The 23,121-nt window shown below is 66.0% G+C and carries 28 protein-coding genes; 15 read left to right on the top strand and 13 right to left on the bottom strand.

Annotated elements, in window-relative coordinates; genetic code table 11:
* The 7 genes from BR78_RS0104085 to BR78_RS0104055 form a co-directional block, all read right to left on the bottom strand.
* Positions 1 to 297, bottom strand: a complete 297-nt coding sequence (locus tag BR78_RS0104085) for a DUF2849 domain-containing protein (protein WP_029724791.1) — start codon at positions 295 to 297, stop codon at positions 1 to 3.
* On the bottom strand, positions 294 to 1,079 hold the full coding sequence (gene cobA, locus BR78_RS0104080) for a uroporphyrinogen-III C-methyltransferase (RefSeq protein ID WP_029935112.1): 786 nt from the start codon (positions 1,077 to 1,079) through the stop codon (positions 294 to 296). The genes BR78_RS0104085 and cobA overlap by 4 nt, the downstream gene beginning before the upstream one ends.
* Positions 1,080 to 1,289: 210 nt before the next feature.
* Positions 1,290 to 2,627 carry a glycoside hydrolase 5 family protein gene (locus BR78_RS0104075; RefSeq protein WP_029935109.1) on the bottom strand — a complete coding sequence of 446 codons (1,338 nt, stop codon included), beginning with the start codon at positions 2,625 to 2,627 and terminating at the stop codon, positions 1,290 to 1,292.
* Positions 2,628 to 2,744: 117 nt separating this feature from the next.
* Positions 2,745 to 3,047, bottom strand: a complete 303-nt coding sequence (locus BR78_RS0104070; RefSeq protein WP_029935108.1) for a TFIIB-type zinc ribbon-containing protein — start codon at positions 3,045 to 3,047, stop codon at positions 2,745 to 2,747.
* A 4-nt stretch (positions 3,048 to 3,051) separates the two neighbouring features.
* Positions 3,052 to 3,687 carry a Bax inhibitor-1/YccA family protein gene (locus BR78_RS0104065; protein WP_081855670.1) on the bottom strand — a complete coding sequence of 212 codons (636 nt, stop codon included), beginning with the start codon at positions 3,685 to 3,687 and terminating at the stop codon, positions 3,052 to 3,054.
* 90 nt (positions 3,688 to 3,777) lie between these two features.
* Entirely contained in the window at positions 3,778 to 3,993 is a 216-nt protein-coding gene (locus tag BR78_RS20355) for a YdcH family protein (RefSeq protein ID WP_231478144.1), read from the bottom strand.
* A gap of 241 nt (positions 3,994 to 4,234) precedes the next feature.
* The gene (locus tag BR78_RS0104055; protein WP_029935104.1) at positions 4,235 to 4,435 is read right to left on the bottom strand and encodes a hypothetical protein; all 201 of its coding nucleotides are present in this window, start codon (positions 4,433 to 4,435) and stop codon (positions 4,235 to 4,237) included.
* Positions 4,436 to 4,564: 129 nt separating this feature from the next.
* On the opposite strand from BR78_RS0104055, the gene BR78_RS0104050 reads away from it, so the two are divergent.
* Genes BR78_RS0104050 through BR78_RS21555 form a run of 4 tightly spaced genes read left to right on the top strand, consistent with a single transcriptional unit; the run spans position 4,565 to position 6,349 of the window.
* Positions 4,565 to 4,864 carry an ArsR/SmtB family transcription factor gene (locus BR78_RS0104050; RefSeq protein WP_231478142.1) on the top strand — a complete coding sequence of 100 codons (300 nt, stop codon included), beginning with the start codon at positions 4,565 to 4,567 and terminating at the stop codon, positions 4,862 to 4,864.
* Positions 4,861 to 5,331: an SRPBCC family protein gene (locus BR78_RS0104045; RefSeq protein WP_029935100.1), complete on the top strand. Its 471-nt coding sequence runs from the start codon at positions 4,861 to 4,863 to the stop codon at positions 5,329 to 5,331. The genes BR78_RS0104050 and BR78_RS0104045 overlap by 4 nt, the downstream gene beginning before the upstream one ends.
* 2 nt (positions 5,332 to 5,333) lie before the next feature.
* The gene (locus tag BR78_RS0104040; protein WP_029935098.1) at positions 5,334 to 6,089 is read left to right on the top strand and encodes a DUF899 domain-containing protein; all 756 of its coding nucleotides are present in this window, start codon (positions 5,334 to 5,336) and stop codon (positions 6,087 to 6,089) included.
* Entirely contained in the window at positions 6,086 to 6,349 is a 264-nt protein-coding gene (locus BR78_RS21555) for a hypothetical protein (protein WP_197021270.1), read from the top strand. The genes BR78_RS0104040 and BR78_RS21555 overlap by 4 nt, the downstream gene beginning before the upstream one ends.
* On the opposite strand, the gene astD is transcribed toward BR78_RS21555, so the two are convergent.
* Together astD and BR78_RS0104030 are read right to left on the bottom strand one after the other, a co-directional pair.
* Complete coding sequence (gene astD / locus BR78_RS0104035; protein ID WP_029935095.1) at positions 6,280 to 7,695, bottom strand: succinylglutamate-semialdehyde dehydrogenase; 1,416 nt, start codon at positions 7,693 to 7,695, stop codon at positions 6,280 to 6,282. The genes BR78_RS21555 and astD overlap by 70 nt on opposite strands.
* 57 nt (positions 7,696 to 7,752) lie before the next feature.
* Complete coding sequence (locus BR78_RS0104030; RefSeq protein ID WP_029935093.1) at positions 7,753 to 9,105, bottom strand: protein adenylyltransferase SelO family protein; 1,353 nt, start codon at positions 9,103 to 9,105, stop codon at positions 7,753 to 7,755.
* Positions 9,106 to 9,123: 18 nt separating this feature from the next.
* On the opposite strand from BR78_RS0104030, the gene BR78_RS0104025 reads away from it, so the two are divergent.
* The 4 genes from BR78_RS0104025 (at position 9,124) to BR78_RS0104010 (ending at position 13,553) form a co-directional block, all read left to right on the top strand.
* Entirely contained in the window at positions 9,124 to 9,987 is an 864-nt protein-coding gene (locus tag BR78_RS0104025; protein ID WP_029724441.1) for an alpha/beta fold hydrolase, read from the top strand.
* A gap of 157 nt (positions 9,988 to 10,144) precedes the next feature.
* Positions 10,145 to 11,278 carry a glycosyltransferase family 4 protein gene (locus BR78_RS0104020; protein WP_029935088.1) on the top strand — a complete coding sequence of 378 codons (1,134 nt, stop codon included), beginning with the start codon at positions 10,145 to 10,147 and terminating at the stop codon, positions 11,276 to 11,278.
* Positions 11,279 to 11,344: 66 nt separating this feature from the next.
* Positions 11,345 to 12,748, top strand: coding sequence for an NAD(P)H-dependent flavin oxidoreductase (locus BR78_RS0104015; RefSeq protein ID WP_029935086.1), 1,404 nt, complete (start codon positions 11,345 to 11,347; stop codon positions 12,746 to 12,748).
* Between the two features lie 109 nt (positions 12,749 to 12,857).
* Positions 12,858 to 13,553: a glutamine amidotransferase gene (locus BR78_RS0104010; RefSeq protein WP_029935084.1), complete on the top strand. Its 696-nt coding sequence runs from the start codon at positions 12,858 to 12,860 to the stop codon at positions 13,551 to 13,553.
* A 7-nt stretch (positions 13,554 to 13,560) separates the two neighbouring features.
* Here the strand turns inward: BR78_RS0104010 and BR78_RS0104005 are convergent, their stop codons facing one another.
* Together BR78_RS0104005 and BR78_RS0104000 are read right to left on the bottom strand one after the other, a co-directional pair.
* On the bottom strand, positions 13,561 to 13,992 hold the full coding sequence (locus tag BR78_RS0104005; RefSeq protein WP_037565932.1) for a DUF6766 family protein: 432 nt from the start codon (positions 13,990 to 13,992) through the stop codon (positions 13,561 to 13,563).
* A 61-nt stretch (positions 13,993 to 14,053) separates the two neighbouring features.
* Positions 14,054 to 15,052: a 2-hydroxyacid dehydrogenase gene (locus BR78_RS0104000; RefSeq protein WP_029935078.1), complete on the bottom strand. Its 999-nt coding sequence runs from the start codon at positions 15,050 to 15,052 to the stop codon at positions 14,054 to 14,056.
* Positions 15,053 to 15,145: 93 nt separating this feature from the next.
* Between BR78_RS0104000 and BR78_RS0103995 the strand changes: the two genes are divergently transcribed.
* Entirely contained in the window at positions 15,146 to 15,622 is a 477-nt protein-coding gene (locus BR78_RS0103995; RefSeq protein ID WP_029724448.1) for an SH3 domain-containing protein, read from the top strand.
* A 1-nt stretch (position 15,623) separates the two neighbouring features.
* Positions 15,624 to 16,343 (top strand): class I SAM-dependent methyltransferase, encoded by a 720-nt coding sequence (locus tag BR78_RS0103990; RefSeq protein WP_029724449.1) that lies wholly within the window; start codon positions 15,624 to 15,626, stop codon positions 16,341 to 16,343.
* Between the two features lies 1 nt (position 16,344).
* On the opposite strand, the gene BR78_RS0103985 is transcribed toward BR78_RS0103990, so the two are convergent.
* Positions 16,345 to 17,532 carry an acetyl-CoA C-acyltransferase gene (locus BR78_RS0103985; RefSeq protein ID WP_029935077.1) on the bottom strand — a complete coding sequence of 396 codons (1,188 nt, stop codon included), beginning with the start codon at positions 17,530 to 17,532 and terminating at the stop codon, positions 16,345 to 16,347.
* 86 nt (positions 17,533 to 17,618) lie between these two features.
* On the opposite strand from BR78_RS0103985, the gene BR78_RS0103980 reads away from it, so the two are divergent.
* The 3 genes from BR78_RS0103980 (at position 17,619) to BR78_RS0103970 (ending at position 20,144) form a co-directional block, all read left to right on the top strand.
* A complete protein-coding gene (locus BR78_RS0103980; protein WP_029724451.1) occupies positions 17,619 to 17,879 on the top strand; it encodes a hypothetical protein in 261 nt (86 codons plus the stop codon).
* Positions 17,869 to 18,627, top strand: coding sequence for a prepilin peptidase (locus BR78_RS0103975; protein WP_029724452.1), 759 nt, complete (start codon positions 17,869 to 17,871; stop codon positions 18,625 to 18,627). The genes BR78_RS0103980 and BR78_RS0103975 overlap by 11 nt, the downstream gene beginning before the upstream one ends.
* Positions 18,628 to 18,737: 110 nt before the next feature.
* Positions 18,738 to 20,144 carry a coniferyl aldehyde dehydrogenase gene (locus tag BR78_RS0103970; RefSeq protein ID WP_029935076.1) on the top strand — a complete coding sequence of 469 codons (1,407 nt, stop codon included), beginning with the start codon at positions 18,738 to 18,740 and terminating at the stop codon, positions 20,142 to 20,144.
* Positions 20,145 to 20,203: 59 nt separating this feature from the next.
* Here BR78_RS0103970 and BR78_RS21550 read toward each other — a convergent pair whose 3' ends face one another.
* Positions 20,204 to 20,473, bottom strand: a complete 270-nt coding sequence (locus BR78_RS21550; protein ID WP_156022206.1) for a hypothetical protein — start codon at positions 20,471 to 20,473, stop codon at positions 20,204 to 20,206.
* A gap of 19 nt (positions 20,474 to 20,492) precedes the next feature.
* Between BR78_RS21550 and BR78_RS0103960 the strand changes: the two genes are divergently transcribed.
* Complete coding sequence (locus BR78_RS0103960; RefSeq protein WP_029935075.1) at positions 20,493 to 20,948, top strand: MarR family winged helix-turn-helix transcriptional regulator; 456 nt, start codon at positions 20,493 to 20,495, stop codon at positions 20,946 to 20,948.
* 66 nt (positions 20,949 to 21,014) lie between these two features.
* Positions 21,015 to 23,093, top strand: a complete 2,079-nt coding sequence (locus BR78_RS0103955; RefSeq protein ID WP_029935074.1) for a malate synthase G — start codon at positions 21,015 to 21,017, stop codon at positions 23,091 to 23,093.
* Positions 23,094 to 23,121 lie beyond the last annotated feature (28 nt).

The raw sequence follows: 23,121 nt of genomic DNA, 5'->3' as shown, positions 1-23,121 counted from the left end.
TCAGATCACCCAGCTGCCGGCATCGGGGTCGGCGGGTTTGAGCGTGAGATCGAGGCGCACGGTGGGGCCGAGCGCGCGGATGCGGTCCTTGATATGCGCCGGGCGCGGTCCTTCGGGGGTCGACACCGCATCGATCACATAAGCGGCGTTGACGCGGCGGGCGCCGATTTCCTCGGTGGCGATCGCCTCGCCGGTCTCGTCGACATCGACTGCGTCCTCGACATGGCGCGACCAGCCGGTGCCGGTCCACCACGTCACGTCGCCCGTGGCGAGATCGTTTCCGGTGAGCAGCTTCATGCGAGCGCCTCCGCAGTCTTGGCCCATGCGGCGAGCTTGTCCTCGGCATCGGCGAGCATCACGACTTCGCCGACGACGATGATCGCCGGGCTCCGCACCTTCTCGCGCGCGACCATCGGGCCGAGATCGGCGAGCAAGGTGCGCAGCGCCCGGCTTCCTTCGAGCGTGCCGCGCTCGAGCACTGCGACGGGCATGTCGGGGGCGACGCCGTCGGCCATCAATTTGTCGGCGATGTCGGGGCAGGTCGCGACGCCCATGTAGATGACGAGCGTGCGGCCCTTGCCGGCGAGGCCCGACCAATCCTGTTCGCTGAGGCCCTTGCATTGGCCGGCGACGAAGCTGACCGCGCTCGACCAGTCGCGATGGGTGAGGGGGAGCATCGCCTCGGCGGCGGCGCCCAATGCGGCGGAGATGCCGGGGATGACTTCGACCGGCAGGCCGGCGGCGCGCACGGCTTCGACTTCCTCGCCGCCGCGGCCGAAGATGAACGGGTCGCCGCCCTTTAGCCGCACGACGATCGCGCCGGTCTTCACATGCGCGATGATGAGGGCGTTGATCGCTTCCTGCGACAGCGTGTGGCGCGCGCGCTGCTTGGCGACCGAGATGCGGTGCGCCCGCGGAGCGAGATCGAGCACGCGCGGATCGACGAGCCCGTCATGGACCAGCACGTCGGCCTGCTTCAGCGCCTCGACGGCACGCACGGTGAGCAGCCCGGGATCGCCCGGACCGGCGCCGACGAGAATGACGCGCCCACGCGCGGAAGGATCGAGCAGAGATGCCATGGGAGGCAAATGGGCCGTGCGGGCCGGAGCGGCAACGGAGGCTTGTTTGGGACGCGAGTAGGGAAGCTTTCGCGAGCAACGATATCCTCCCCCGCCAGGGGGAGGTGGCAGCCGCAGGCTGACGGAGGGGGAGGATGCCAGAACGGACCGGCGTGCTTCCTCCCCCTCCGTCGCTTTCAGCGACACCTCCCCCTGGCGGGGGAGGCTGAATTATGCGGCGATCGGCTCGCCCACGCTGGCCAGCGCTTTCGCATGCGCGGTGATCACACCCCGCGTGCTCGCGTCGGTATCGAACACGCCGTACCAGCCCTGCGGCTCATGCGGGGGATCGCCGAGCCAGGCAGTGTCGCCCGAGCGGAAGCGGTGGTCGCCATGGAGCGCGCGGCCGGCACCGTTCCACGCCCAGAAGTTCGAACCGGCGATCGGGCCGCCGGTGCGCGCGCTGTTGAGCACTGCGTCGTAGATTTGCTGGTAATACAGGTCCTTGAAGTGTGTGCTTGCCTCTGGATCATAGCCACCGCCGTCGCGCGGATAGCCGAATTCCTCGATCACCAGCGGCTTGCCCAGCGCCTTCGCCAGCGCCTGATGCTGCTGGAGATATTCGGCGACCTTGGCCGTGGCGGCGGCATGCGTGCCGGGAATGTCCTTCGCGTCGACCCAGCTCCAGTTGAGCGGCCAGATATGGGCAGTGAGATAGTCGATCTCGGGAACGCCATGCGCCTTCCGGAAGATGTCGGCGCTGCCGACGCTGCCCATCAGTCCCTCGCTGCCGGTGGAGACGAGGTGGTTGCGGTCGATCGACTTGATCAGGCGGGCACTGCCCTGGACCCATGCATGATAAGCGGAGAGCAAAGGCGTCGCGGTGGCGAGGTCGCCGGCGGGGCGCGGCTCGTTGGCGAGCTGCCACGCCACGATCGTCGGGTCGTCGCGATAGGCGGTGCCGGTGATTGCATTGGTGCGGCCGACGATCTTTCGCACCCACGCATGATTGAGCGCGACTGCTCTGGGATTGGCGTAGAATTGGGCGACGGCGTTGGGGAAGGCGGGCCAGGGATGCGCGGGATCGTTGACGTCCATGTACTTGCCGGTGACGTAATAGAGATAGGTCATCATCCCGCCCGACCATTCCCAGAAATTGGTCAAATAGAGCACGGCCTTCATGTTCCGCTTCGCCATCTCGGCGAGGCAGAAATCGAGCCCGTCGAGCAATGCCGGATCGGCGGAATCGGGCCCGGCGCCGTGGAAGGCGGGCTTAACCGAGTTCTTGAGCGGCGAATCCTCGGCCGAGGCGGCGATGCGCAGGTTGGTGACGCCGGTCGCGGCGAGCGTGTCGAGCTCGCGCTTGAGCCGCTCGCGATCACCATAGGGAGCGTCGGCACCGAGCCAGGCGGCGTACCAGAGGTTGGCACCTGCGAAGCGATAGGGCTTGCCCCCGAGCATCAGCCGCGTGCCTTCCCGCCGGACGAAAGCGGGGGCAGCGCGGACCGGGAGTATGGCGGTCGTCGTAAGTGCCGCGGCGCCGCCGAGCATCGTTCTGCGCGTGACCATTGCTCGCTCTCCCGATCGTTGGAGCGTGACGATAGCGACGGCGGCCGGGCAAAGAAACGCCCGCCGCCGACGGATCGGCGACGGGCGAAGGTTGAAGGCTGTCCGGGGTAAGGGGGCCTAGTCGAACAGCTCTTCGAGGAAAGACTTGCGCTTCTTGTGCGGATAATGGCCGCCATGGTGGCGCTGGCGGTCGTCGTAGCGCGGACGCTCGTCCGACCAAGGCGTTGCCTGCGGCGCGGGCTGCGATTGCTGGGGCAGCACCGGCGCCGCCGACGTGGCGTTGCGCTCGATGATCTTGTCGAGCTCGCCGCGATCCAGCCACACGCCGCGGCAGCTGGGGCAATGATCGATCTCGATCCCCGAGCGCTCGATCGGCACCAATTTGGTGCCGTCGACGGGGCAAGTGAAGTTGCCGCTCATGCTGTTACTCCCGTTCGCCCATCAGCCCCAGCAGCAGCTGGAACATGTTGATGAGGTTCAGATACAGCGACAGCGCCCCCATGATTGCGAGCTTCTCGGCGGCCTGGCTGTTGCCGTAGACGAGATATTCGCTCTTCAGGCGCTGCGTGTCCCAAGCGGTAAGACCCGCGAACACCACGACGCCGACGACCGACAGTGCCATCTGGAGCAGGCTCGAGCCGAGGAACAGGTTGACCAGGCTCGCGCCGATCACTGCGATCAGGCCGACGAACAGGAAGGTCCCCATGCCGGTCAGGTCGCGATTGGTGGTATAGCCCCACAGGCTGAGGCCCGCGAACATCGCCGAAGCCGTGAAGAACGCCATCGCGATGCTGGTGCCGGTGAAGACGAGGAAGATGCTCGCCATCGACACGCCCATGATCGCGGCGAACGCGAAAAAGGCCGTGCGCGCGCCTGCCGTCGTCATCCGCTCGATCCGGAAGGTGAAAAAGAACACGAAGGCGAGCGGCGCCAGCATCGCCACCCACTTCAGCGGGGTGCCGAAGATCAAGGCGACGAGCGGCGGCGAACTGGCGACGAGGAGCGCGATCACGCCGGTGATGGCGAGGCCCAGCCCCATGTTGCGGTAGATCCCGAGCATGTGCCGGCGCAGGCCCTCATCGTAGCGGACCTGCGCGGCACTGGCGGCGCTGCGGTTGAAGGCGGAAAGATTGTCCACTGGTGGTTTCTCCTAGGCGTGGCGCGCGCGGCGGATCGCGCCGCGGGCGAGGCGGCGCATCTCGGCCGCGTCGGGGAAATGGCGGAACAGCCGGTCCTTGATCGCGAGCCGCTCCTTCTTGAGCCGGCTCAGGCGCAGGGGATCGGGAAACCGGCGAGCGAGCTCGCGGCGAATTTCGCGGTTGAGGATGCGGTGCGCGGCGATCAGCCGCTCGATCAGGGTATTCACATGCCACTCCATCGACAGTTACATCGATCGAGCCGGTCTCTCGGTGAGGGGTGGTGACGGACAGCCGCCAAACCTGCACCGAGCTAGCTCGATGCGGTCCGACATCACGGGGCTTCAGGTGAAGCCGCCGCCAGAGGGGCCCGGTCCCGCAAGACCAATCTAGGAGGACGGGGTTAGGGTTTCAATGCGCGGCGGCGCGGTCGATTGTAACGAAGTGTTGCTGGCGCCGGGCGGAAGGCCGCTATTTCTTCGGCGTGACCCAGACCGATACCGGCACCACGACCTTGCCGGGCGCCGGCTTGCCGATATCGACGCGATCCGCGGTGACGAGTTCGCCGCTCTCCAGCGTGAACGAGGCCCAGGGCTTGGGCATGCGGCCGAAGGTCAGCTTCTGAATCGGCTGGCCGGTGGTGGAATTCATGATCGTGGCGGTGACTGGCATGCGCGGCCGATAGCCCACCCAGGACACGACTGTCCACGCGCGTCGTGCGACGATACAATTAGCATTGACTAATTGATTAGCGAATCCTAATTGATTCGCATGATCCAGCCCAGCCCTATCGATTCCGTCATGCGCGCGCTCGCCGATCCAACGCGGCGCGCCGTGTTCGAGCGGATTGCCCGCGCGAAGGAAATCAACGTCGCCGAGCTGACCCGGTCGAGCGGCGTGACCCAGGGTGCAGTCTCGCAGCATCTCAAGTCGCTGAAGCTGGCAGGCCTCGTCGCCGAGCGGCCGCAGGGGCGGAACGTCTATTATCGCGCCAAGCCCGAAGGCCTGGCCCCGCTGTTCGACTGGCTGGACCATTACGAGGTCTTCTGGCGCGAACGCCTCGATACGCTGCGTAACCTTTTGAAGGAGATCGATCCATGAACGACGCCGCATTGCAGACCCGCGCCCGCGAGATCGTGGTCGACGAGGTGTTTCCCCACGCTCCTGAGACGATCTGGAAGACGTTGACCTCGGGCGAGTTGATGGCGCGCTGGCTCGGCATGGTGCCGAGCGACTTCGTGCCCGTGGCGGGCAACCGCTTCACGTATCAGACGACGCCGGCGGGCGAATGGGATGGCACGATTCACTGCCAGGTGCTGGAGGTGATCCCCAACGAACGCTTCGCTTATTCGTGGAAGGGCGGTCATGAGGGCAACGCGGGTTACGGCTCGCTGCTCGATACCGTGGTTACCTATACGCTGGAGGCGGCGGAGGGCGGCACGCGGCTGCACGTGGTCCATTCGGGCTTTGTCCTGCCGCGCAACGATACCGCCTATCGCAATATGAGCAACGGCTGGAGCACGGTCATCTCGCGTATCGCGGCGGTCACCGGCGAGCAGGAGCAGTGAGCATGCAGGAATTGCCGAAGAACCATCCCCCCGTGGTCGCACCGGAGGCATGGGAAGCCGCTCGCGCGGACCTGCTCGTCAAGGAGAAGGCGCAGACCCGTGCCCGCGACGCGCTGGCCGCCGAGCGGCGGCGGATGCCGTGGATGGCGGTCGACAAGGACTATGCGTTCGAGGGGCCGAACGGCAAGGTGAGCCTGCTCGATCTGTTCGCGGGCCGACGCCAGCTGATCGTCTATCGCGCGTTCTTCGAGCCCGGCGTGTTCGGCTGGCCCGATCATGCCTGCCGCGGCTGCTCGCTCGGCGCGGATCAGGTATCCAATCTCGCGCATCTGAACGCGCGCGACACCACGCTCGTCTACGCCTCGCGCGCGCCGCAGGCGGATATCGCGCGGCTCAAGGCGCGGATGGGCTGGGAGATGCCGTGGGTGACCTTGACCGATGACTTCGACAAGGATTTCGGCGTCGACGAGTGGCACGGCCACAATGTCTTCATCCGCGACGGCGAGCGCATCTACCGCACCTACTTCATCAATAATCGCGGCGACGAGGCGATGGGGACGGTATGGAACTATCTCGATCTGACTCCGCTCGGCCGGCAGGAGGTGTGGGAGGATTCGCCCGAAGGCTATCCGCAGACGTCGACGTACAAATGGTGGAACTGGCACGATAATTACGAAGCCGAGGCCGCGCCGGATCCCAAATGGGTCGAAGTGTCGGATGCCGGCGAGGCTGCGTTCCGCGCCGAAAAGACGTCATGATCGCGAGCCGGGCGGCCGACGCGCTCGCGCTGGCGGCGGCGCCGGGCTTTGCATTGATGGCGTTGCTCACAGCGCAGGGCGGCGGCGCGGCGGACATGCTCTGTGCGGCGGCGTCGCCCTTTGGCGGGATGGTGCCGATGTATCTGCTGATGAGCGTCGTCCACGCGGGCCCATGGCTGCGACGGTTCGCTCAGGCGTCGCGCAGCCCCAGCCCGATGGCGGCGCGCGCCTGTTCGGATTCCGACGAAACCACCGGATAAGCGCAATAGTCAGCGGCGTAATAGGCGCTGGGACGATGGTTGCCCGACCAGCCGACTCCCCCGAACGGCGCCGATGAGGACGCGCCGTTGGTCGGGCGGTTCCAGTTGACGATGCCGGCGCGGATATTTGCCCAGAACTGGTCGTAGAGCCGGGGATTCTGGCTGACCAGCGATGCCGACAGGCCGTAGCGCGTCTCGTTGGCCTCGGCGATCGCTTCCTCGAAGGTCGCCTTGCGGTAGATCTGGAGGACTGGGCCGAACAGCTCGACATCGGGCTTGTCGTTGGCCTGGGTCATGTCGATCAGGCCGGGCGTGATGAACGGCCGTCCCTCGATCGGGCGTTCCATGTGCTTGAGCGGGCGCCCGCCCATCGTCGAGAGCGCCAGGAAGCTTTCGGTCAGCATGTCGGCGGCGTCGTTGTCGATCACCGGGCCCATGAACGGAGCCGGATCGTCGTGCGGCTCGCCGATGATCAGCCGGCCGATCAGCTTGTTGATCTCGACCATCAGGGGATCGAACAGATTCTGGTCGACGATCAGCCGGCGCGCGGCGGTGCAGCGTTGGCCGGCGGTGGTGAAGGCCGACTGGATGACGAGCACCGCGGCCGAATAGAGATCGGGGGTGTCCCACACGACGATGGGATTGTTGCCGCCCATCTCGAGCGCGAGGATCTTCTCGGGCCGCGTCGCGAACTGGCGATTGAGCGCGATGCCGGTATTGGCCGAGCCGGTGAACAGGAGCCCATCGATATCGGGATGCGCAGCGAGTGCCTTGCCTTCGTCGGGTCCGCCGATCAGCAGGCGGATACAGCCTTCCGGGATGCCGGCGGCATGAAAGCAATCGACGAGGAACGCGCCGCTCGCAGGGGTCTTCTCGGAAGGCTTGAACACCACCGCATTGCCCGCGAGCAATGCCGGGACGATGTGGCCGTTGGGTAGGTGCGCGGGGAAATTATAGGGTCCGAGCACCGCGAGCACGCCGTGCGGCTTGTGGCGCAGCGCCAGCCGCGTGTTCATCGGCGCCTCGATCCGGCGCTGGCCGGTGCGCTCCGAATAAGCGGAGACCGAGATATCGACCTTGCCAATCACTGTCTCGACCTCGGTGCGTGCCTCCCATAGCGGCTTGCCGGTCTCGCGCGCCAGCAGATCGGTGAAGGCATCGGCCTTTTGCCGCACGACATTGGCGAAACGGCGCAGCGCCTCGATTCGGTAGGCGAGCGGGCGCGCGGCCCATTCGGCCCAGCTGCGGCGGGCGTGCGCGACTTCGACGTCGACGTCGCCGATCTTCTGGCGCCAGAGCACGGCACCCGTTGCCGGCTCGGTCGAGATGATTTCCGTTGCCGGCATTATGTTCTGCTTGCGTCCCCGGAAGAATGGCAATGCTCTTGCCCGAAATTGCCGACCCTAGGCAAGCGCTTCGCCCATTCGCCTGATCGCAGCGACCTTGGTTTCGAGCGGCGACCAGTCGTCGCGCTGGGCGATCGCGGCCCAGATGGCCTCGACTTCGTCGATCAGCATTGCGCAGGAAGCGGGATCCGACCAGTAAGCATGGTCGCGGGGCTTGCGTGCTTCGTAATGGGCGAGCTGCGCGCGGAGATCGGCGAAGGGTTCGCCGTAGCGCTCCGGGAGCGTGCCGCCGAACCCGTCGAAGAAGAAGCGGTCGATCGGCGCTTCGCTGGCGACCAATGCGGCCTCGATGGCACCGACTAGCGGGCGGTCGTGTTCCGGTCCGCGCGGCACCACGCCGAGCCGCCAGAGCATCGCGCCGGCCACCTCGCGCTGGAACGTTTCGGGGAACACTTCCATGGCTTCGATCAGCGGCTCTTCCTCGGCGATCAGGCGGAGCGAGCTGGCGAGCTGCATCACGTCCCAATAGATCGCTTCGGGCTGGCGGCCGAAGGCATAGAGACCGCTTTGGTCGAAATAGGCCGCGGTGAAGCCCGGCGCCCAACTCGGGGCGAAGCGCCAGGGACCATAGTCGAAGCTTTCGCCGGTGACGTTGATGTTGTCGCTGTTGAGCACGCCGTGGACGAATCCCGCGGCCATGAATTGCCCCGCCATGCGCGCCGTGCGGGCGGCGACGTGCGCGAGGAGGCGTTGGGGCGCGTCGTCGCCGGGCTCTTCGCCGTAATAGTGCCGCAGGACATAGCCGGTCAGACGCAGCAGGTTTTCGGTGTCCTGCGAGTGCGCAAGCCGCTGGAAGGTGCCGATGCGGATATGGCCGTGGTTGAGCCGGACCAGTACCGCCGAGCGAGTGGGGGAGGGCTCGTCGCCGCGATGCAGTTCTTCGCCGGTCTCGATCAGCGAGAAGGTGCGCGAGGTCTCGACGCCGAGAGCTTCGAGCATCTCCGTGGCGAGGATTTCGCGGACGCCGCCCTTCAGCGTCAGGCGGCCGTCGCCGAATCGGCTGTACGGCGTCTGGCCCGATCCCTTGGTACCGAGGTCCATCAGGCGGCCGCGGTCGTCGGTCATCTGGGCGAACAGGAAACCGCGGCCGTCGCCGATCTCGGGATTGTACACGCGGAACTGATGGCCGTGATAGCGCAGCGCCAGCGGCTGCTGCAGTGCGCCCGGCAACGGCTCGAACCGGCCGAAATGCGCGATCCATTGTTCGTCGCTGAGCCCGTCGAGCCCGACTTCGGCCGCCGCGCGATCGTTGCGGAAGCGCAGGATCGTCTGGGGGAAGCGGGCGGCGGTGACGGGATCGTAGAAGGCGTCGCCGAGTTCGAGGATCGCCTGTTGCGGAGTGAAGGCCATGCGGCGATATGGGGAGCAATGGGTGAGCGGCGCAACTACAGCGATGGCTATTGGTGGTCGAAAGACGGCCTGAGGCTGCATTATCGCGACTATCCCGGCGCCGACGACAAGCCGCCGGTGCTCTGTTTCCCCGGGCTGACCCGCAATGCACGCGATTATGCACCGCTGGCGGAGCGGATTGCGGGCGAGCGGCGCGTGATCCTCGTCGAGTTCCGCGGGCGCGGCGAGAGCGCCTATGCCAAGGATCCGATGTCCTATGTCCCGTTGACCTATCTGCAGGATGTCGAGGCGCTGCTGGACGAGCTGGGCATAACGCGCTTCGTCGCGGTGGGAACATCGCTGGGCGGCATCGTCACGATGCTGCTGGCGGCCACGGACGGCGGCAAGCTTGCGGGCGTGGTGCTCAACGACGTCGGTCCCGAGCTCGAACCCGGCGGGCTGGCGCGGATCCGCACTTATGTCGGCAAGGCGGTGTGGCACCCGACCTGGATGCACGCCGCGCGGGCGGTGGCCGAGAGCAACGCCGATGTGTACCCCGATTACGGCATCGAGGACTGGCTGCGCATGGCGAAGCGGCTGTACCGAGTGAACAGCTCGGGGCGGATCGTGCTCGATTACGACATGAAGATCGCCGAGCCTTTCCGCGTGCCGGGCAACGAGGCGGGTCCGGATATGTGGCCCACGATCGACGCGCTGAAGGGCAAGCCGGTGCTGATCGTGCGCGGCGAGCGCTCCGACATCCTCAGCGCCGAAACCGCGGCGAAGATGGTCGCGCGGGTGCCGGGCGCAAAGCTGGTGACGGTCGCCGGCGTGGGCCACGCCCCGACGCTCGACGAGCCCGAAGTGGTGACGGCGATCGGGCGGCTGCTGGCGAAGGCGTGAATCCCCCTCCCGCCTGCGGGAGGGGCTAGGGGAGGGTGAGTGGGGTGAAGGCGCTGATCGACAGCGTATTGCGCTGAACCCTCACCCCGGCCCTCTCCCGCAAGCGGGAGAGGGAGCGTGACGGACGCGGCCTGGAGCGTTAAGGCCAGCCCCCGACATGCCCATCCACATCCTCCACCTCCATTCGACCTTCAATCTCGGCGGCAAGGAATCGCGCGCCGTACGCCTGATGAACGCGTTCGGCGACAAAGCACGGCACACGATCGTCTCGGCGATGCCCGATCAGCTCGGCGCGCGCGATGCGATCGCCAAGGGGATCAAATACGAGATCGCGCAGAACCCGCCGCCGCTCTCGGGCCGCCCCTCGGTCAAGCGCTATGAGGAGATCGCGCGGTTCCTGCGGCGCTTCGATCTGGTGTTGACCTATAATTGGGGCGCGATCGACGGCGTGATGGCGGCGCGGGTGTTCGGCAAGGGATTGCCCCCGATCGTCCACCACGAAGACGGGTTCAACCAGGACGAGGCCGAGCGGCTCAATCCGGTGCGCAACATGTATCGCCGCATCGCGCTTCCGGCGGCCAATGCGCTGGTGGTGCCTAGCCAGGTGCTGGAGAAGGTGGCGCTCAAGCATTGGCACCAGCCGCCGGATCGCGTCCACCGCATCGCCAATGGCGTGGCGACGATGCGCTACGCGGACAAGCCCGATGCGAAATTGATCCCGCAGCTCCAGAACAGGCGCGAAGGCGAAGTGTTCATCGGCTGCGTCGCGGGCCTGCGCCCGGTAAAGGATCTGCCGCTGCTGGTGCGCGCCGTCGCGGGGGTGAACGCGCGGTTCAAGCTGGTGATCCTCGGCGAAGGCCCCGAGCGGCAGAACATCCTCGACGCCGCCGAGGCGATGGCGATCGAGGATCAGGTGATCCTGCCCGGTTTCCTGCCCGAACCGCATCGCTACATGGGGCTGTTCGATATCTTCGCGATGTCTTCGAAGAGCGAGCAGGCGCCGATTTCGGTGATCGAGGCGATGGCGGCGGGGTTGCCGGTGGTATCGACCCGGGTGGGCGACATTCCGGTGATGGTATCGCCCGAAAACGTGCCGTTTTTGGCCCCCCGGCACCATGAAGTCGATCTGCGCGACCGGATCGACACGCTGGCCAGAAACCCGGAATCGATGCATTATATCGGTGAGCAGAACCGTGCGCGCGCCCGTGCGTTGTTCGATGAAGCCGCAATGATCGCGTCCTATGCGCGGCTCTATGGTGCGGCAATGGGACGCCCTGACGCGCTGCAATAACGATTGCGGCTCGCTTGTTGGGGTGGTTGGCGCTAGCAAGCGCCGGAGTTTTAACCGGAGGCACATTTGTTCAAGGGTCTGACGCCTATCAGCTATAACGGCCGGGAAGTGTGGCCGTTGGTCGAAGGGGGCAAGGGTGTCGCGGCCACGAACCATGCGAGCGCAGGCGCCTGGGCGGCGGCCGGCGGCATCGGCACGGTCAGTGCGGTCAATGCCGACAGCTACGATGCCGAGGGGAAGATCATCCCGCAGGTCTACCGCGCGCTGACCCGGCGCGAGCGCCACGAGGAACTGGTCCAGTACGCGATCGAAGGCGCAGTGGAGCAGGTCAAGCGGGCGTTCGAGATCGCCGGCGGCAAGGGCGCGGTGAACATCAACGTGCTGTGGGAGATGGGCGGCGCGCAGCGCGTGCTCCACGGGGTGCTCGAACGGACCAAGGGGATGGTCGCGGGCGTTACCTGCGGTGCGGGCATGCCGTACAAGCTCAGTGAGATCGCGGCTTCGTACAACGTCTCCTATCTGCCGATCGTCAGCTCGGGCCGCGCCTTTCGCGCGCTGTGGAAGCGGGCCTATTCGAAGGCCTCGGAATGGCTGGCGGCAGTGGTCTATGAGGATCCGTGGCTCGCGGGCGGGCATAACGGCCTGTCCAATGCCGAAGATCCCCTGGTGCCGCAGGATCCCTATCCGCGCGTCCGTGACCTGCGCGCGACGATGCGCGAGGGCGGCATCTCGGACGACGTGCCGATCGTGATGGCCGGCGGCGTCTGGTATCTGCGCGACTGGAACGACTGGATCGACAATCCCGAGCTCGGCAAGATCGCATTCCAGTTCGGCACGCGGCCGCTCCTCACCCAGGAAAGCCCGATCCCCGAGGGCTGGAAGAACGAGCTGATGAAGCTGGAGGAGGGCGACATCCTGCTCCACCGCTTCTCGCCGACCGGTTTCTATTCGAGCGCGGTGCGCAATCCGTTCCTGCGCAGCCTCGAAGCGCGCAGCGAGCGCCAGATCGCCTATTCGACCGAGCATGCCGGGGATCACACCTTCCAGCTCGACGTGGGCGTGAAGGGCAAGAATTTCTGGGTGACGCGCAACGACTTGCTGCGCGCGCGCGAATGGTTCGGGCTCGGCTTCACCTCGGCGCTCAAGACCCCGGACAACACGCTCGTCTTCGTCAGCGAGGAAGAGAAGGGCGTGATCCGCAAGGACCAGGCCGATTGCATGGGTTGCCTCAGCCAGTGCCAGTTCTCGTCCTGGGCGGATACCGAGACCAATTCGACCGGACGGTTGGCCGATCCGCGCAGCTTCTGCATCCAGAAGACGCTGCAGGACATCGCGCATGGCGGACCTACCGACGAGAACCTCATGTTCGCGGGCCACGGCGCCTACAACTTCAAGCGCGATCCCTTCTATTCGAACGGGTTCGTGCCGACGGTGAAGCAGCTCGTCGACCGGATCCTGACCGGGGATTGATCTGGTCTTCGGACGTGGTGGCGAGCAGGTCGGTCCGGCATGGGCCGGCTTGCGCACAGCCAAGAAAAGCTGGGGTCGCGGCCAGCGTCGGCCCGTTTAGGCTGGCGCCATGAAGACCGGTCTGATCATCCGCCACACCCCTTACGAGGGCATTGCAGGATTCCGCGAGCCGATCGAGGCGGCGGGCTATGTCCTCGATCGCGTCGACGTCACCGATCCGGGCTTCTCCAGCCTCGATTTCGATGCTCCCGACCTGTTGCTGATGATGGGCGGGCCGATGGGTGTCTATGAGCGCGAGGCGCATCCCTGGATCGCGCATGAACTCGAGCGGCTTGCCGAGCGAATCGCGCGCGGGCTGCCGACCTTGGGGGTCTGCCTGGGCGCGCAGATGATCGCGGCAGCGATGGGTGCGGAAGTGCGGCCGGGTCCGGTGAAGGAGATCGGCTTCGCGCCGGTGACGCTCAGCGATCCGGGCGCGGATTCGCCGCTCCGCCACGTCGCCGGGGTGTCGATGCTGCATTGGCACGGCGACACGTTTGATCTGCCGGATGGCGTCGAGCTTCTCGCCTCGACGCCGTCTTATGCGCATCAGGCCTTCCGCCGCGGTCCGGAACTGCTCGCGCTCCAATTCCATGCCGAGATGGGCGAGGATCCGCGCTTCGAGGCGTGGATCGAAAATGGCCCGGCCTTTATCGCCGAGGCCGGCACGTCGCCCGAGCGCCTGCGCGGCGAGCATGACGTCCATGGCCGCGCGGCGGTGGCCGCTGGCAAGGCGATGATCAGGGAGTGGCTGCGCGGCCTCTGACGGTGGCTCAGGCAGCGTCTTCCTTCCCGCTGTCCACCACCGGATCCGCGCCGTGCCCGTGCGGCTTGGCGTGGCCATGGGTGCGCAGATAGCGATCGTCGAGTTCGTCGATGATCTCCTGGCCGCGGTCCACGCCGGCCTGGAGGCGGAGCAGCGAGTCGATCTTCGCTTCCATTCGGTCGTCATTCTCCTTCGACGAGGGCGATCCGACATAGAGGAAATAGGCCAGGCCCACGACCTGCCAGAGCAACTGCAGGAACTCGGACTGCCAGTTCTCGAAGGTGTCGCGGAGCATTTCATGGAGATAGCCCGAAGTTTCGACGGCCTGCCCGTGCTGGCGGGCTTCGTCGACATAGCTGCTCCAGCCAAACCACCAGTGCAGTGCGAACGACACGAGGAAGAAACCCAATGTAAGCCACGCATAGCTGTATTTCTTCATCGCGGTTCTCCTTTGCGGCGGAAAACCGGTTCGGAAGCAATGGGTTCCGCAGAACGCTAGTCTAGAGCCAACCGTCGAGCACCTGATCGGGCGGACGGTGCCCGTCGACCCAGGATCGGATATTGGCGATGACCTTGAGCCCCATCGCCTCACGGCCCTCGAAAGTCGCGGAGCCGAGATGGGGGAGCAGCACGACATTGTCGAGCGCGATGAGCCGCGGATCGACGGCGGGTTCGTTCACATAGACGTCGAGCCCTGCGCCGGCGATGCGGCCCTGGGTCAGCGCTACCACCAATGCTTCGGGATCGACGATCTCGCCCCGCGCGGTGTTGATTAGCCACCCCTGCGGCCCGAGCAGGTCGAGCCGCCGCGCGTCGATCAGCCCGCCGGTGTTCTCGGTGTGTGGCGCGTGGATGGTGAGGATGTCGACTGTTCGCAGCATCGCATCGAGATCGGCGTGCCACGTCGCGCCGAGCTGGGCCTCGGCGACCTCGGGGATGCGGTGGCGGTTGTGATAATGGATCGTCAGCCCGAAGGCGCGGGCACGCTGCGCCACCGCCTGCCCGATACGGCCCATACCGAGGATGCCGAGCTTCTTGCCGCCGATGCGGTGACCACGCATGCCGGTCGGGCGCCAGCCGGTCCATTCGCCCGATCGGACGAGCTTGTCGCCCTCGATCAGCCGGCGCGGCGCGGCGAGGATCAGCGCCATCGCCATGTCTGCGGTATCCTCGGTCAGCACGCCGGGCGTGTTGGTCACGGTGATGCCGCGCTCGCGCGCTGCCTTCAGGTCGATATGGCCGAAGCCGGCGCCGTAATTGGCGATCAGGCGGAGACGATCGGGGGCGGCGGCGATCAGCTCCGCATCGATCCGGTCGGTCACCGTTGGTACGAAGACATCGGCATCGGCCATTGCCGCGCCCAGCGTGGCACGGTCCATCGGACGATCGTCGGCATTGAGCACGGCCTCGAACAATTCGGCCATGCGCGCCTCGATTGCCTGCGGCAATGCGCGGGTGACGGTCACCCGGGGACGGGAAGGGCGCGCGGGCTGTGCCATTCAGGGCGGATTGGCTGGTGCCGAGGCCTCAGTCAACGGGTTGAAGCGTGGTATCCGCTCGCACTATCAGGGAACAGGACGAAGGGGGATCGAATGCGGCTTGCAACCTGGCTGGTGCTGAGCGTCGTGGCGCTGGGGCTGGCCGTGCCCGTCGCGGCGCAACGCAAGCCGCCTTATTGGGTGTCGATCGACGTCGACAAGGCCCATCTGCGCACCGGCCCGGGGCGCAACTATCCGGTAAGCTGGCTCTACAAGCGGCGTGATCTGCCGCTCAAGGTGCTCGATATCTACGGCGAGTGGCGCAAGGTCGAGGATCCGGGCGGCACGCAGGGCTGGATGCTGCGCAACTTCCTCGACGAGCGGCGCACCGCGATCGTGGTGGGTGGAGTCACCGAACTGCGCTCCGCACCACAGCTCGATGCGCATATCAACTGGCGGGTCGAGCCCGGCGTCGTCGGGGCGATCAGCAAATGCGCGGATAACTGGTGCCGCTTCGATGTGGGCGGCCGCACCGGTTATGTCGAACAGTCGCACATCTGGGGCGTCGAGCCCGGCGAAGTGCTGCGCTGAAGTGAGCCGCGACATCTATGACCCCGCCTTCGTCAAAGGCGTGTTCGATCGCTGTTCGGGCAAATATATCGCGTTCAGCTGGATTTGCTCAATGGGCTTCACCGAGCGATGGCGGCGGCAATGCGTCGCCGCGCTGCCGGAGCCGCCGGGCCCGAGCGGCTACGATCTGATGGCTGGGACGGGCGAGGTTTGGCCGCATCTCCTCAAGCGTTTCCCTGAAGTCGGCCCGATCACAGCTGTCGACATTTCCTCCGGCATGCATGCCCGCGCGATCGAGCGATTGCACCGGCACCGCGCGCATCATATCGGGTTCATCGAAGACGATGTTCTGGCGAGCGATTTGCCCGATGACAGTGCGGACTTTGTGATCTCGACCTTCGGGTTGAAGACCTTCGATGCCGGTCAGCATATGCGGCTCGCCGCCTTGATCGCGCGAGTGCTGCGGCCGGGCGGCAGCTTTGCGATGATCGAGGCGTCGGATCCCAGGGGCTGGTGGCTCCGGCCGCTCTATCTGCTCCACCTCAAGACGATATTGCCGCTTGTCGAACGGCTATTGCTTCGCGGCGCCCAGGATTTCGCGCTGATCGGCACCTACAGCACGCGTTTCGGGGATGCCTCGGGCATTGCCGAGATGCTGCGCGCCGAAGGGCTAGAGGTAGTCTTCAGCAAGCATTTCTTTGGCTGCGCGACCAGTGTGAGTGGTCGGAAGCCCGAAGCCTGATCTAGTCGAGCAGCTCCACTGCCATCGCGGTCGCTTCGCCGCCGCCGATGCAGAGCGAGGCGAGGCCGCGCTTCTGGCCGTTGGTCTCGAGCGCCGAAAGCAAGGTGGCAAGCACGCGCGCCCCGCTGGCACCGATCGGGTGACCGAGCGCACAGGCGCCGCCATGCACATTGAGCACGTCGTGGGAGATGCCGAGATCGTGCATCGCGATCATCGCGACGCAGGCGAACGCCTCGTTGACTTCGAACAAGTCGACGTCACCGATCTGCCATCCCGCCTTTTCCAGCGCCTTGCGCATCGCGAACACCGGGGCAGTGGTGAAGCGGGCGGGGGCGTGGGCGTGGGCGGCATGAGCGACAACGCGCGCTACCGGATTGAGGCCGAGCCGGTCGGCGACGTGCATCCGCGTCATCACCAGCGCCGCGGCGCCATCCGATATCGACGAGGCGTTGGCGGCGGTGATCGTGCCGTCCTTCGAGAAAGCCGGCTTGAGCGTCGGGATTTTCGCAAGGTCGCCCTTCGCTGGCTGCTCGTCGAAAGTAACTGTGATAACGCCCTTGCGGCCCTTGACCTCGACGGGGACGATTTCGCGGTCGAACGCGCCCGATTGCTGCGCCTTCTGCGCGCGTTGAAGCGAGGCGATCGCGAATTCGTCCTGCGCTGCCCGTGTGAACTGATATTCCTGCGCGGTTTCCTCGGCGAAGCTGCCCATCAGCCGGCCCGGCTCATAGGCATCCTCTAGCCCGTCCAGATACATATGGTCCTTGAGCACGTCGTGGCCGATTCGCGCACCGGCGCGGTGACGCAGCGAGAGATAGGGCGCGTTGGTCATGCTCTCCATCCCGCCCGCGACGAGCAGGTCGACCGAGCCCGCGGCGAGCGCGTCGGCGGCCATGATCGCCGCTTGCATCCCCGATCCGCACATCTTGTTGATCGTCGTCGCCTCGATATGATGTGGCAGTCCTGCCTTGAGCGCGGCCTGGCGGGCGGGCGCCTGGCCGAGGCCCGCAGGGAGGACGCAGCCCATGTAGATCCGCTCGATCGCATCGCCCTTCAGCCCCGCGCGCTCGACTGCCGCGCCGACTGCGGTGGCGCCGAGGTCGGTCGCGCCGGCGTCGGTCAGGCAACCCTGGAAGCTGCCCATCGGCGTGCGGGCATAGGAGGCGATGACGATATCGTCGGCGGACATTGTTTTCCTCTCGATTGTTGAGGGCGATCTAGTGATCCGTGCGACGGTTTGCAAAAGCCGTCGCCCTGCCCCAGGAAAGCTCCCGAATGACGCTCGTCGACATCCTCAAATGGGCAGCTTCGATCAGCGGCATCATCGCCTGTTTCATGGTCTCGCTCGATCTCGGCCGGCGCGTGACGGGCTGGGGCTTCGCGCTCTTCGTCGCTTCCAGCATCTGCTGGATCAGCGGCGCCTTCCTCTCCGACGACGAGCCACTCTGGACGCAGAACCTCGTATTGTTCTGCATCAACGTGTTCGGCGTCTATCGTTACCTGATCCGCAAGCGGCCGCCACGCGATGCCGATTGACGCCTGGCTGTGGCCGGTATTGCTCGGCGTGCTGGGGCTCGTCTTCGGCAGCTTCATCGCCACCGTGGCGATTCGCTGGCCGAAAGGCCGGTCAACGCTGCGGGGACGGTCGGAATGCGACGGGTGTGGCAAGGCACTGGGCGGAACGGAACTGGTGCCGGTGGCGAGCTTCGTACTCCAGCGCGGGCGGTGCCGGGGGTGCGGTGCGCCCATCCATCCCAGCCATCTGATTACCGAACTGCTCGGGCTGGCGATCGGGGTCGCCGCGGGAGTCGCCATGCCGGGCCCGGGCGGGGTGGCCGGTGCGGTGTTCGGATGGCTGCTGCTCGCGCTCGCGGCACTGGACCTTGCGGCATTCTGGCTGCCCAACCTCCTCACCGGATCGCTGGCCGCCGCGGGGCTGGCGACAGGAGCGCTCGGCATCCCGCCGGCGATGGACGCGCGGCTGATCGGCGGTATCGGTGGTTACGCCGCGCTGGCCGCGGTCGCGGCGGCGTATCGGCTGATCCGAGGGCGGCAGGGGCTGGGCGGCGGCGATCCTAAATTGTTCGGGGCGATCGGCTGCTGGCTCGGCTGGCAGGCGCTGCCGATGGTGCTGCTCGCCGGAGCGTCGATCGGGCTGGCGGCGGTGCTCGGCTTCGTCAGTGCGGGACGCAAGGTCACCGGGACAGACCGGATGCCGTTCGGGGTGATGCTGGCCGCCGCCGCATGGTTGGTGTGGCTTAGCCAAATGCTGAGTCAGGCATAACGCACGAATCCGTGTTCCTGCGAAAGCAGGAATCCAGGGTGACGAAGCGATGCGCCTGTGACTCTGGGCTCCTGCTTGCGCAGGAGCCCGGTTCGGATCACACAAATGCGATGAAGAACATTCTCGAACGTCAGCGTGCGGCCTTCTTGGCCGAGCTCCCTGTTTCGGTCGAGACGCGCAAGGATCGGCTCAGGCGCGCGATCGCGATGATCGCCGACAATGCCGGCCGCTTCTGCGACGCGCTCTCCGAGGATTTCGGGCATCGCAGCCGCGAACAATCGATGATCACCGACATCGCCGCATCAGTGGGGCCGCTCAAACATGCGCTCAAGCATGTCGGGCGCTGGTCGCGGAGCGAGCGCAAGCCGGCGATGTTCCCGCTGGGACTGCTCGGTGGGCGCGCGTGGATCGAATATCAGCCCAAGGGCGTGGTCGGCATCATCGCACCTTGGAATTTCCCGGTGAACCTCGTGATGAGCCCGCTCGCCGGAGTGCTCGCCGCGGGCAACCGCGCTATGGTCAAGACCAGCGAGTTCACCCCGGTGGTGGCCGCTCTGTTCGAGGAACTGGCGCCGCGCTATTTCGCGCCCGAGGAACTTGCCTTCGTCAGCGGCGGACCGGAGATAGGCAAGGCTTTCGCCGAGCTTCCGTTCGACCATCTGCTGTTCACCGGCGCGACCGGGATCGCGAAGCACATCCTCCATGCCGCCGCGGACAATCTCGTGCCGGTGACGCTCGAGCTGGGCGGCAAATCGCCAGTGGTGGTCGGGCGTTCGGCGAACGTCGCACAGGCGGCCGAGCGCGTGGTGATGGGCAAGATGCTCAACGCCGGGCAGATCTGCCTCGCGCCCGATTACATGCTGGTCCCCGAGGAGAAGGAGGCGGAGGTCATCGCCGGGCTGACCGGCGCGGCTTCGGCGATGTACCCGACCCTGCTCGACAATCGGGATTATACGGCGGTGATCAACGACCGGCACCATGCGCGGCTCCACGACTGGATCGAGGATGCGCGGGCCAAGGGGGCGGAGGTGATCGCGGTCAATCCGGCGAATGAGGATTTCGCGAGCTCGAACAGCCGGAAAATGCCGCTCCACATCATCCGCGGAGCTACCGACGACATGACGGTGATGCAGGAGGAGATATTCGGGCCGGTCCTGCCGATGCGCAGCTACGCCCATATCGACGACGCGATCGCCGAAGTGAACCGGCGCGACCGGCCGCTGGCACTCTATTATTTCGGCAGCGACGTGGCGGAGCGGCGGCATGTGCTGGATCGCACGATCTCGGGCGGCGTGACGCTCGACGACGTGATTTTCCATGTCAGCCAGGAGGAATTGCCCTTCGGCGGTATCGGCCCGTCGGGGACGGGTGCCTATCACGGCGAAGCGGGTTTCCGGACCTTCAGCCACGCGCGCAGCATCTACAAGCAGGCACGGCTCGACGTGGCGAAGCTGGCGGGGATGAAGCCGCCCTACGGCAAGGCGACGCAAGCCACGATCAAGCGGCAGATGAAATGATCGATGCAATCCTTTCCGGATTGGGCGGTCCACCGGAGCCCTTTCGGTGGATCGCGGCCCTAGTCCTCGTCGGGCTCATCGTCGCCTACGGGCTTTTCGAATTTGTCGTCGGCCTGGGCGCTCGCAAGCCATGGCACCGGCTCCAGCGCCGGGACGACGAGTAAAAAAAAGGCCGCCCCGAAGGACGGCCGTTTGAAAGTTTTAGGAGAGGATGCCTGAAAGGCCTGATCTTTCTGCAGTGCAGCGGGTGATGTTGCAAGTGCGAAATGATACCGGTACCATTGCAGAAAATGCAATCGGCCAACGTTGTCACTTGCAGCAAACGGCATATGGCAGCACGGTGCGGCTATGGCGAAGAAGCTGAAGCTCGACGAATTCCTGCCCTATCGTCTCTCGATCGCGTCCAACACCGTGTCGGACGCGGTGGCGACTGCGTATCGCACTCTATTTGGACTGCGTATTCCCGAATGGCGGCTGGTGGCGGTGCTCGCCGAAGGCGGCGCGATGAGCCAGCAGGCGCTCTGCGGCCGGACGCGGATGGACAAGGTGACCGTAAGTCGCGCGGCGATTGCGCTGGCCGAGCGCGGATTGATCCAGCGCGGCGCCAATCCCGAAGACCAGCGCTCGCACCTGTTGACGCTCTCGCAACAGGGCTGGGCGTTGTATGAACAGGTGGCGCCCAAGGCGCTGGAGTTCGAGGCGCGGATCTTCGCGACGCTTTCGGATCAGGAGCGCGAGCAATTGCGCGCGATGCTCGAACGGATCGAGGCGGCGGCGATCGCGCTCGATCGCGGGGTTGATTAGCGGCCGCGCGCCGGATACTCCGCGCATGCCCTCCCCAGGCACCGTGACGTTGCTGGAGGAGTTTTCATGTCTGCTTATCTCGATCGCGCCGGTCTGAAGGTCGCCGAAGTGCTCGCGCGCTTCGTCGAGACGCGCGTGCTGCCGGGGCTGGCGATCGAGGCGGATGCGTTCTGGGCGAGCGCGGCGGCGATTTTCGCGCGTTTTGCGCCGGAGAATCGCGCCTTGCTGGCGAAGCGCGATGCTCTGCAGGCCCAGATCGATTCATGGTGTGCGGCGGACCCGCGCCGCGCCGCCGATCCGGCCGCGCAGGAGGCGTTCCTGCGCGAGATCGGTTATCTCGTTCCCGAACCGGCGCCCTTCACGATCGGCACGCGGAACGTCGACGACGAGATCGCGCGGATGGCGGGGCCGCAGCTGGTGGTGCCTGCGCTCAACGCGCGCTTCGTGCTCAACGCCGCCAATGCGCGCTGGGGCAGCCTGTACGATGCGCTCTACGGCACCGATGCGCTTCCGGGCGCCGCCAAGCCCGGCGGATACGATCCCGAACGTGGGACGGAGGTGATCGCCAAAGCAAAGGCGTTTCTCGATGAGGCCGTGCCGCTCGCGATCGATTGGGCGGATGTCGTCTCGTTAGAAGAGATCGACCTGTTTCTGTGCGAACCGGAGAAGCTGATTCGGCGATCGAACAATGGTTTCCTCTTTCGGAATAACGGTCTCCATATCGAAGTGGTGGTCGATCGCATGCATCCGATCGGCCGCGACGATCCGGCGGGGATTGCCGACGTGCGGCTCGAATCGGCACTCACCACGATCGTCGACCTTGAAGATTCGGTCGCGGCGGTCGATGCCGAGGACAAGGTCGCAGCTTATGCCAATTGGCTCGGGCTGATGCAGGGCGATCTGGAAGAGCGGTTCGACAAGAACGGGCGGAGCGTCACGCGCCAATTGAACCCCGACCGTGGCGACCTGCCCGGACGATCGCTGCTGTTCGTTCGCAATGTCGGACATTTGATGACGACCCCCGCCGTGTTGCTCGCGGACGGACAGGAGGCGCCCGAGGGCATTCTCGACGCGATCGTCACCAGCCTGATCGCGCTCTACGATCTGCGCGGGCTCGGGCGTTTCCGCAATAGCCGCGCGGGCTCGATCTACATCGTCAAACCCAAGATGCATGGTCCGGAGGAATGCGCCTTCACGGACCGGCTGTTCGACGCGGTCGAGGATCTCCTCGGTCTCCCGCGCCATACGATCAAGGTGGGTGTGATGGACGAAGAGCGTCGGACCTCGGCAAATCTCGCGGCGTGCATCCACGCGGTGAAGGACCGCATCGCCTTCATCAACACCGGCTTCCTCGATCGTACGGGCGACGAGATCCACACCAGCATGCGCGCCGGGCCGATGGTGCCCAAGGCCGAGATGAAAGCGTCGGCCTGGATCAAGGCTTATGAGGACCGCAACGTCCGTATCGGCCTCGCTTGCGGGCTCTCGGGCAAGGCGCAGATCGGCAAGGGGATGTGGGCAGCGCCGGACCGGATGGCCGACATGCTCGCGCAAAAGAGCGTCCATCCTCAGGCCGGCGCGAACACTGCCTGGGTACCGTCGCCTACCGCGGCGACGCTGCACGCGCTCCATTACCACCGCACCGACGTGTTCGCCCGTCAGCGCGAAATCGCGGCGGAACCGGTCCCGGGTCTCGCGCCGCTGCTGACGATCCCGGTCGCGCAGGGCCGCAACTGGTCGCCCGAGGAGGTCGCGCATGAACTCGACAATAATGCCCAGGGCATCCTCGGCTATGTCGTGCGCTGGATCGATCAGGGGGTGGGGTGCTCCAAGGTCCCCGATATCGACGATGTCGGGCTGATGGAGGATCGCGCCACCCTGCGCATCTCATCGCAGCACATCGCCAACTGGCTGCTCCACAATGTGGCGAGTGCCGGCGATGTCGAGGCGGCGCTCCGGCGGATGGCGGTGAAGGTCGACGCGCAGAACGCCGGAGACCCGCTGTACCGCCCGATGGCGGGGCGCGAGGACGAGAGCCTCGCCTTCCAGGCCGCCCGCGCACTGGTCTTCGAAGGCGTGGCTCAGCCCAACGGCTATACCGAGCCGCTGCTCCATCACTTCCGCGCCCGTGCAAAGCACGGCTAGCCGCTGAATTTGCTCGCAAATCGCGCTT

Origin of the sequence: Sphingomonas sp. UNC305MFCol5.2, assembly GCF_000712135.1 — a bacterium.
GTDB lineage: Bacteria > Pseudomonadota > Alphaproteobacteria > Sphingomonadales > Sphingomonadaceae > Sphingomonas.
The sequence above is the reverse complement of the archived record's forward strand: the minus strand, read 5'-3'. Positions and strand labels throughout refer to the sequence as shown.

What these genes read in the sequence shown, in the direction of transcription:
- BR78_RS0104020 (WP_029935088.1), top strand. Translation starts at nt 10,145, where the DNA reads ATGCCCATCCACATCCTCCACCTCCATTCGACCTTCAATCTCGGCGGC.
- BR78_RS0104065 (WP_081855670.1), bottom strand. Translation starts at nt 3,687, where the DNA reads ATGCTCGGGATCTACCGCAACATGGGGCTGGGCCTCGCCATCACCGGC.
- cobA (WP_029935112.1), bottom strand. Translation starts at nt 1,079, where the DNA reads ATGGCATCTCTGCTCGATCCTTCCGCGCGTGGGCGCGTCATTCTCGTC.
- BR78_RS21555 (WP_197021270.1), top strand. Translation starts at nt 6,086, where the DNA reads ATGATCGCGAGCCGGGCGGCCGACGCGCTCGCGCTGGCGGCGGCGCCG.
- BR78_RS0104025 (WP_029724441.1), top strand. Translation starts at nt 9,124, where the DNA reads ATGGGTGAGCGGCGCAACTACAGCGATGGCTATTGGTGGTCGAAAGAC.
- BR78_RS0104070 (WP_029935108.1), bottom strand. Translation starts at nt 3,047, where the DNA reads ATGAGCGGCAACTTCACTTGCCCCGTCGACGGCACCAAATTGGTGCCG.
- BR78_RS0103980 (WP_029724451.1), top strand. Translation starts at nt 17,619, where the DNA reads ATGACGCTCGTCGACATCCTCAAATGGGCAGCTTCGATCAGCGGCATC.
- BR78_RS0104005 (WP_037565932.1), bottom strand. Translation starts at nt 13,992, where the DNA reads ATGAAGAAATACAGCTATGCGTGGCTTACATTGGGTTTCTTCCTCGTG.
- BR78_RS0103970 (WP_029935076.1), top strand. Translation starts at nt 18,738, where the DNA reads ATGAAGAACATTCTCGAACGTCAGCGTGCGGCCTTCTTGGCCGAGCTC.
- BR78_RS0104050 (WP_231478142.1), top strand. Translation starts at nt 4,565, where the DNA reads ATGCGCGCGCTCGCCGATCCAACGCGGCGCGCCGTGTTCGAGCGGATT.
- BR78_RS0103960 (WP_029935075.1), top strand. Translation starts at nt 20,493, where the DNA reads ATGGCGAAGAAGCTGAAGCTCGACGAATTCCTGCCCTATCGTCTCTCG.
- BR78_RS0103985 (WP_029935077.1), bottom strand. Translation starts at nt 17,532, where the DNA reads ATGTCCGCCGACGATATCGTCATCGCCTCCTATGCCCGCACGCCGATG.
- BR78_RS21550 (WP_156022206.1), bottom strand. Translation starts at nt 20,473, where the DNA reads ATGCCGTTTGCTGCAAGTGACAACGTTGGCCGATTGCATTTTCTGCAA.
- BR78_RS0104040 (WP_029935098.1), top strand. Translation starts at nt 5,334, where the DNA reads ATGCAGGAATTGCCGAAGAACCATCCCCCCGTGGTCGCACCGGAGGCA.
- BR78_RS0103955 (WP_029935074.1), top strand. Translation starts at nt 21,015, where the DNA reads ATGTCTGCTTATCTCGATCGCGCCGGTCTGAAGGTCGCCGAAGTGCTC.
- BR78_RS0104085 (WP_029724791.1), bottom strand. Translation starts at nt 297, where the DNA reads ATGAAGCTGCTCACCGGAAACGATCTCGCCACGGGCGACGTGACGTGG.
- BR78_RS0104045 (WP_029935100.1), top strand. Translation starts at nt 4,861, where the DNA reads ATGAACGACGCCGCATTGCAGACCCGCGCCCGCGAGATCGTGGTCGAC.
- BR78_RS0104000 (WP_029935078.1), bottom strand. Translation starts at nt 15,052, where the DNA reads ATGGCACAGCCCGCGCGCCCTTCCCGTCCCCGGGTGACCGTCACCCGC.
- astD (WP_029935095.1), bottom strand. Translation starts at nt 7,695, where the DNA reads ATGCCGGCAACGGAAATCATCTCGACCGAGCCGGCAACGGGTGCCGTG.
- BR78_RS0103975 (WP_029724452.1), top strand. Translation starts at nt 17,869, where the DNA reads ATGCCGATTGACGCCTGGCTGTGGCCGGTATTGCTCGGCGTGCTGGGG.
- BR78_RS0104075 (WP_029935109.1), bottom strand. Translation starts at nt 2,627, where the DNA reads ATGGTCACGCGCAGAACGATGCTCGGCGGCGCCGCGGCACTTACGACG.
- BR78_RS0104055 (WP_029935104.1), bottom strand. Translation starts at nt 4,435, where the DNA reads ATGCCAGTCACCGCCACGATCATGAATTCCACCACCGGCCAGCCGATT.
- BR78_RS0103995 (WP_029724448.1), top strand. Translation starts at nt 15,146, where the DNA reads ATGCGGCTTGCAACCTGGCTGGTGCTGAGCGTCGTGGCGCTGGGGCTG.
- BR78_RS0104030 (WP_029935093.1), bottom strand. Translation starts at nt 9,105, where the DNA reads ATGGCCTTCACTCCGCAACAGGCGATCCTCGAACTCGGCGACGCCTTC.
- BR78_RS0104010 (WP_029935084.1), top strand. Translation starts at nt 12,858, where the DNA reads ATGAAGACCGGTCTGATCATCCGCCACACCCCTTACGAGGGCATTGCA.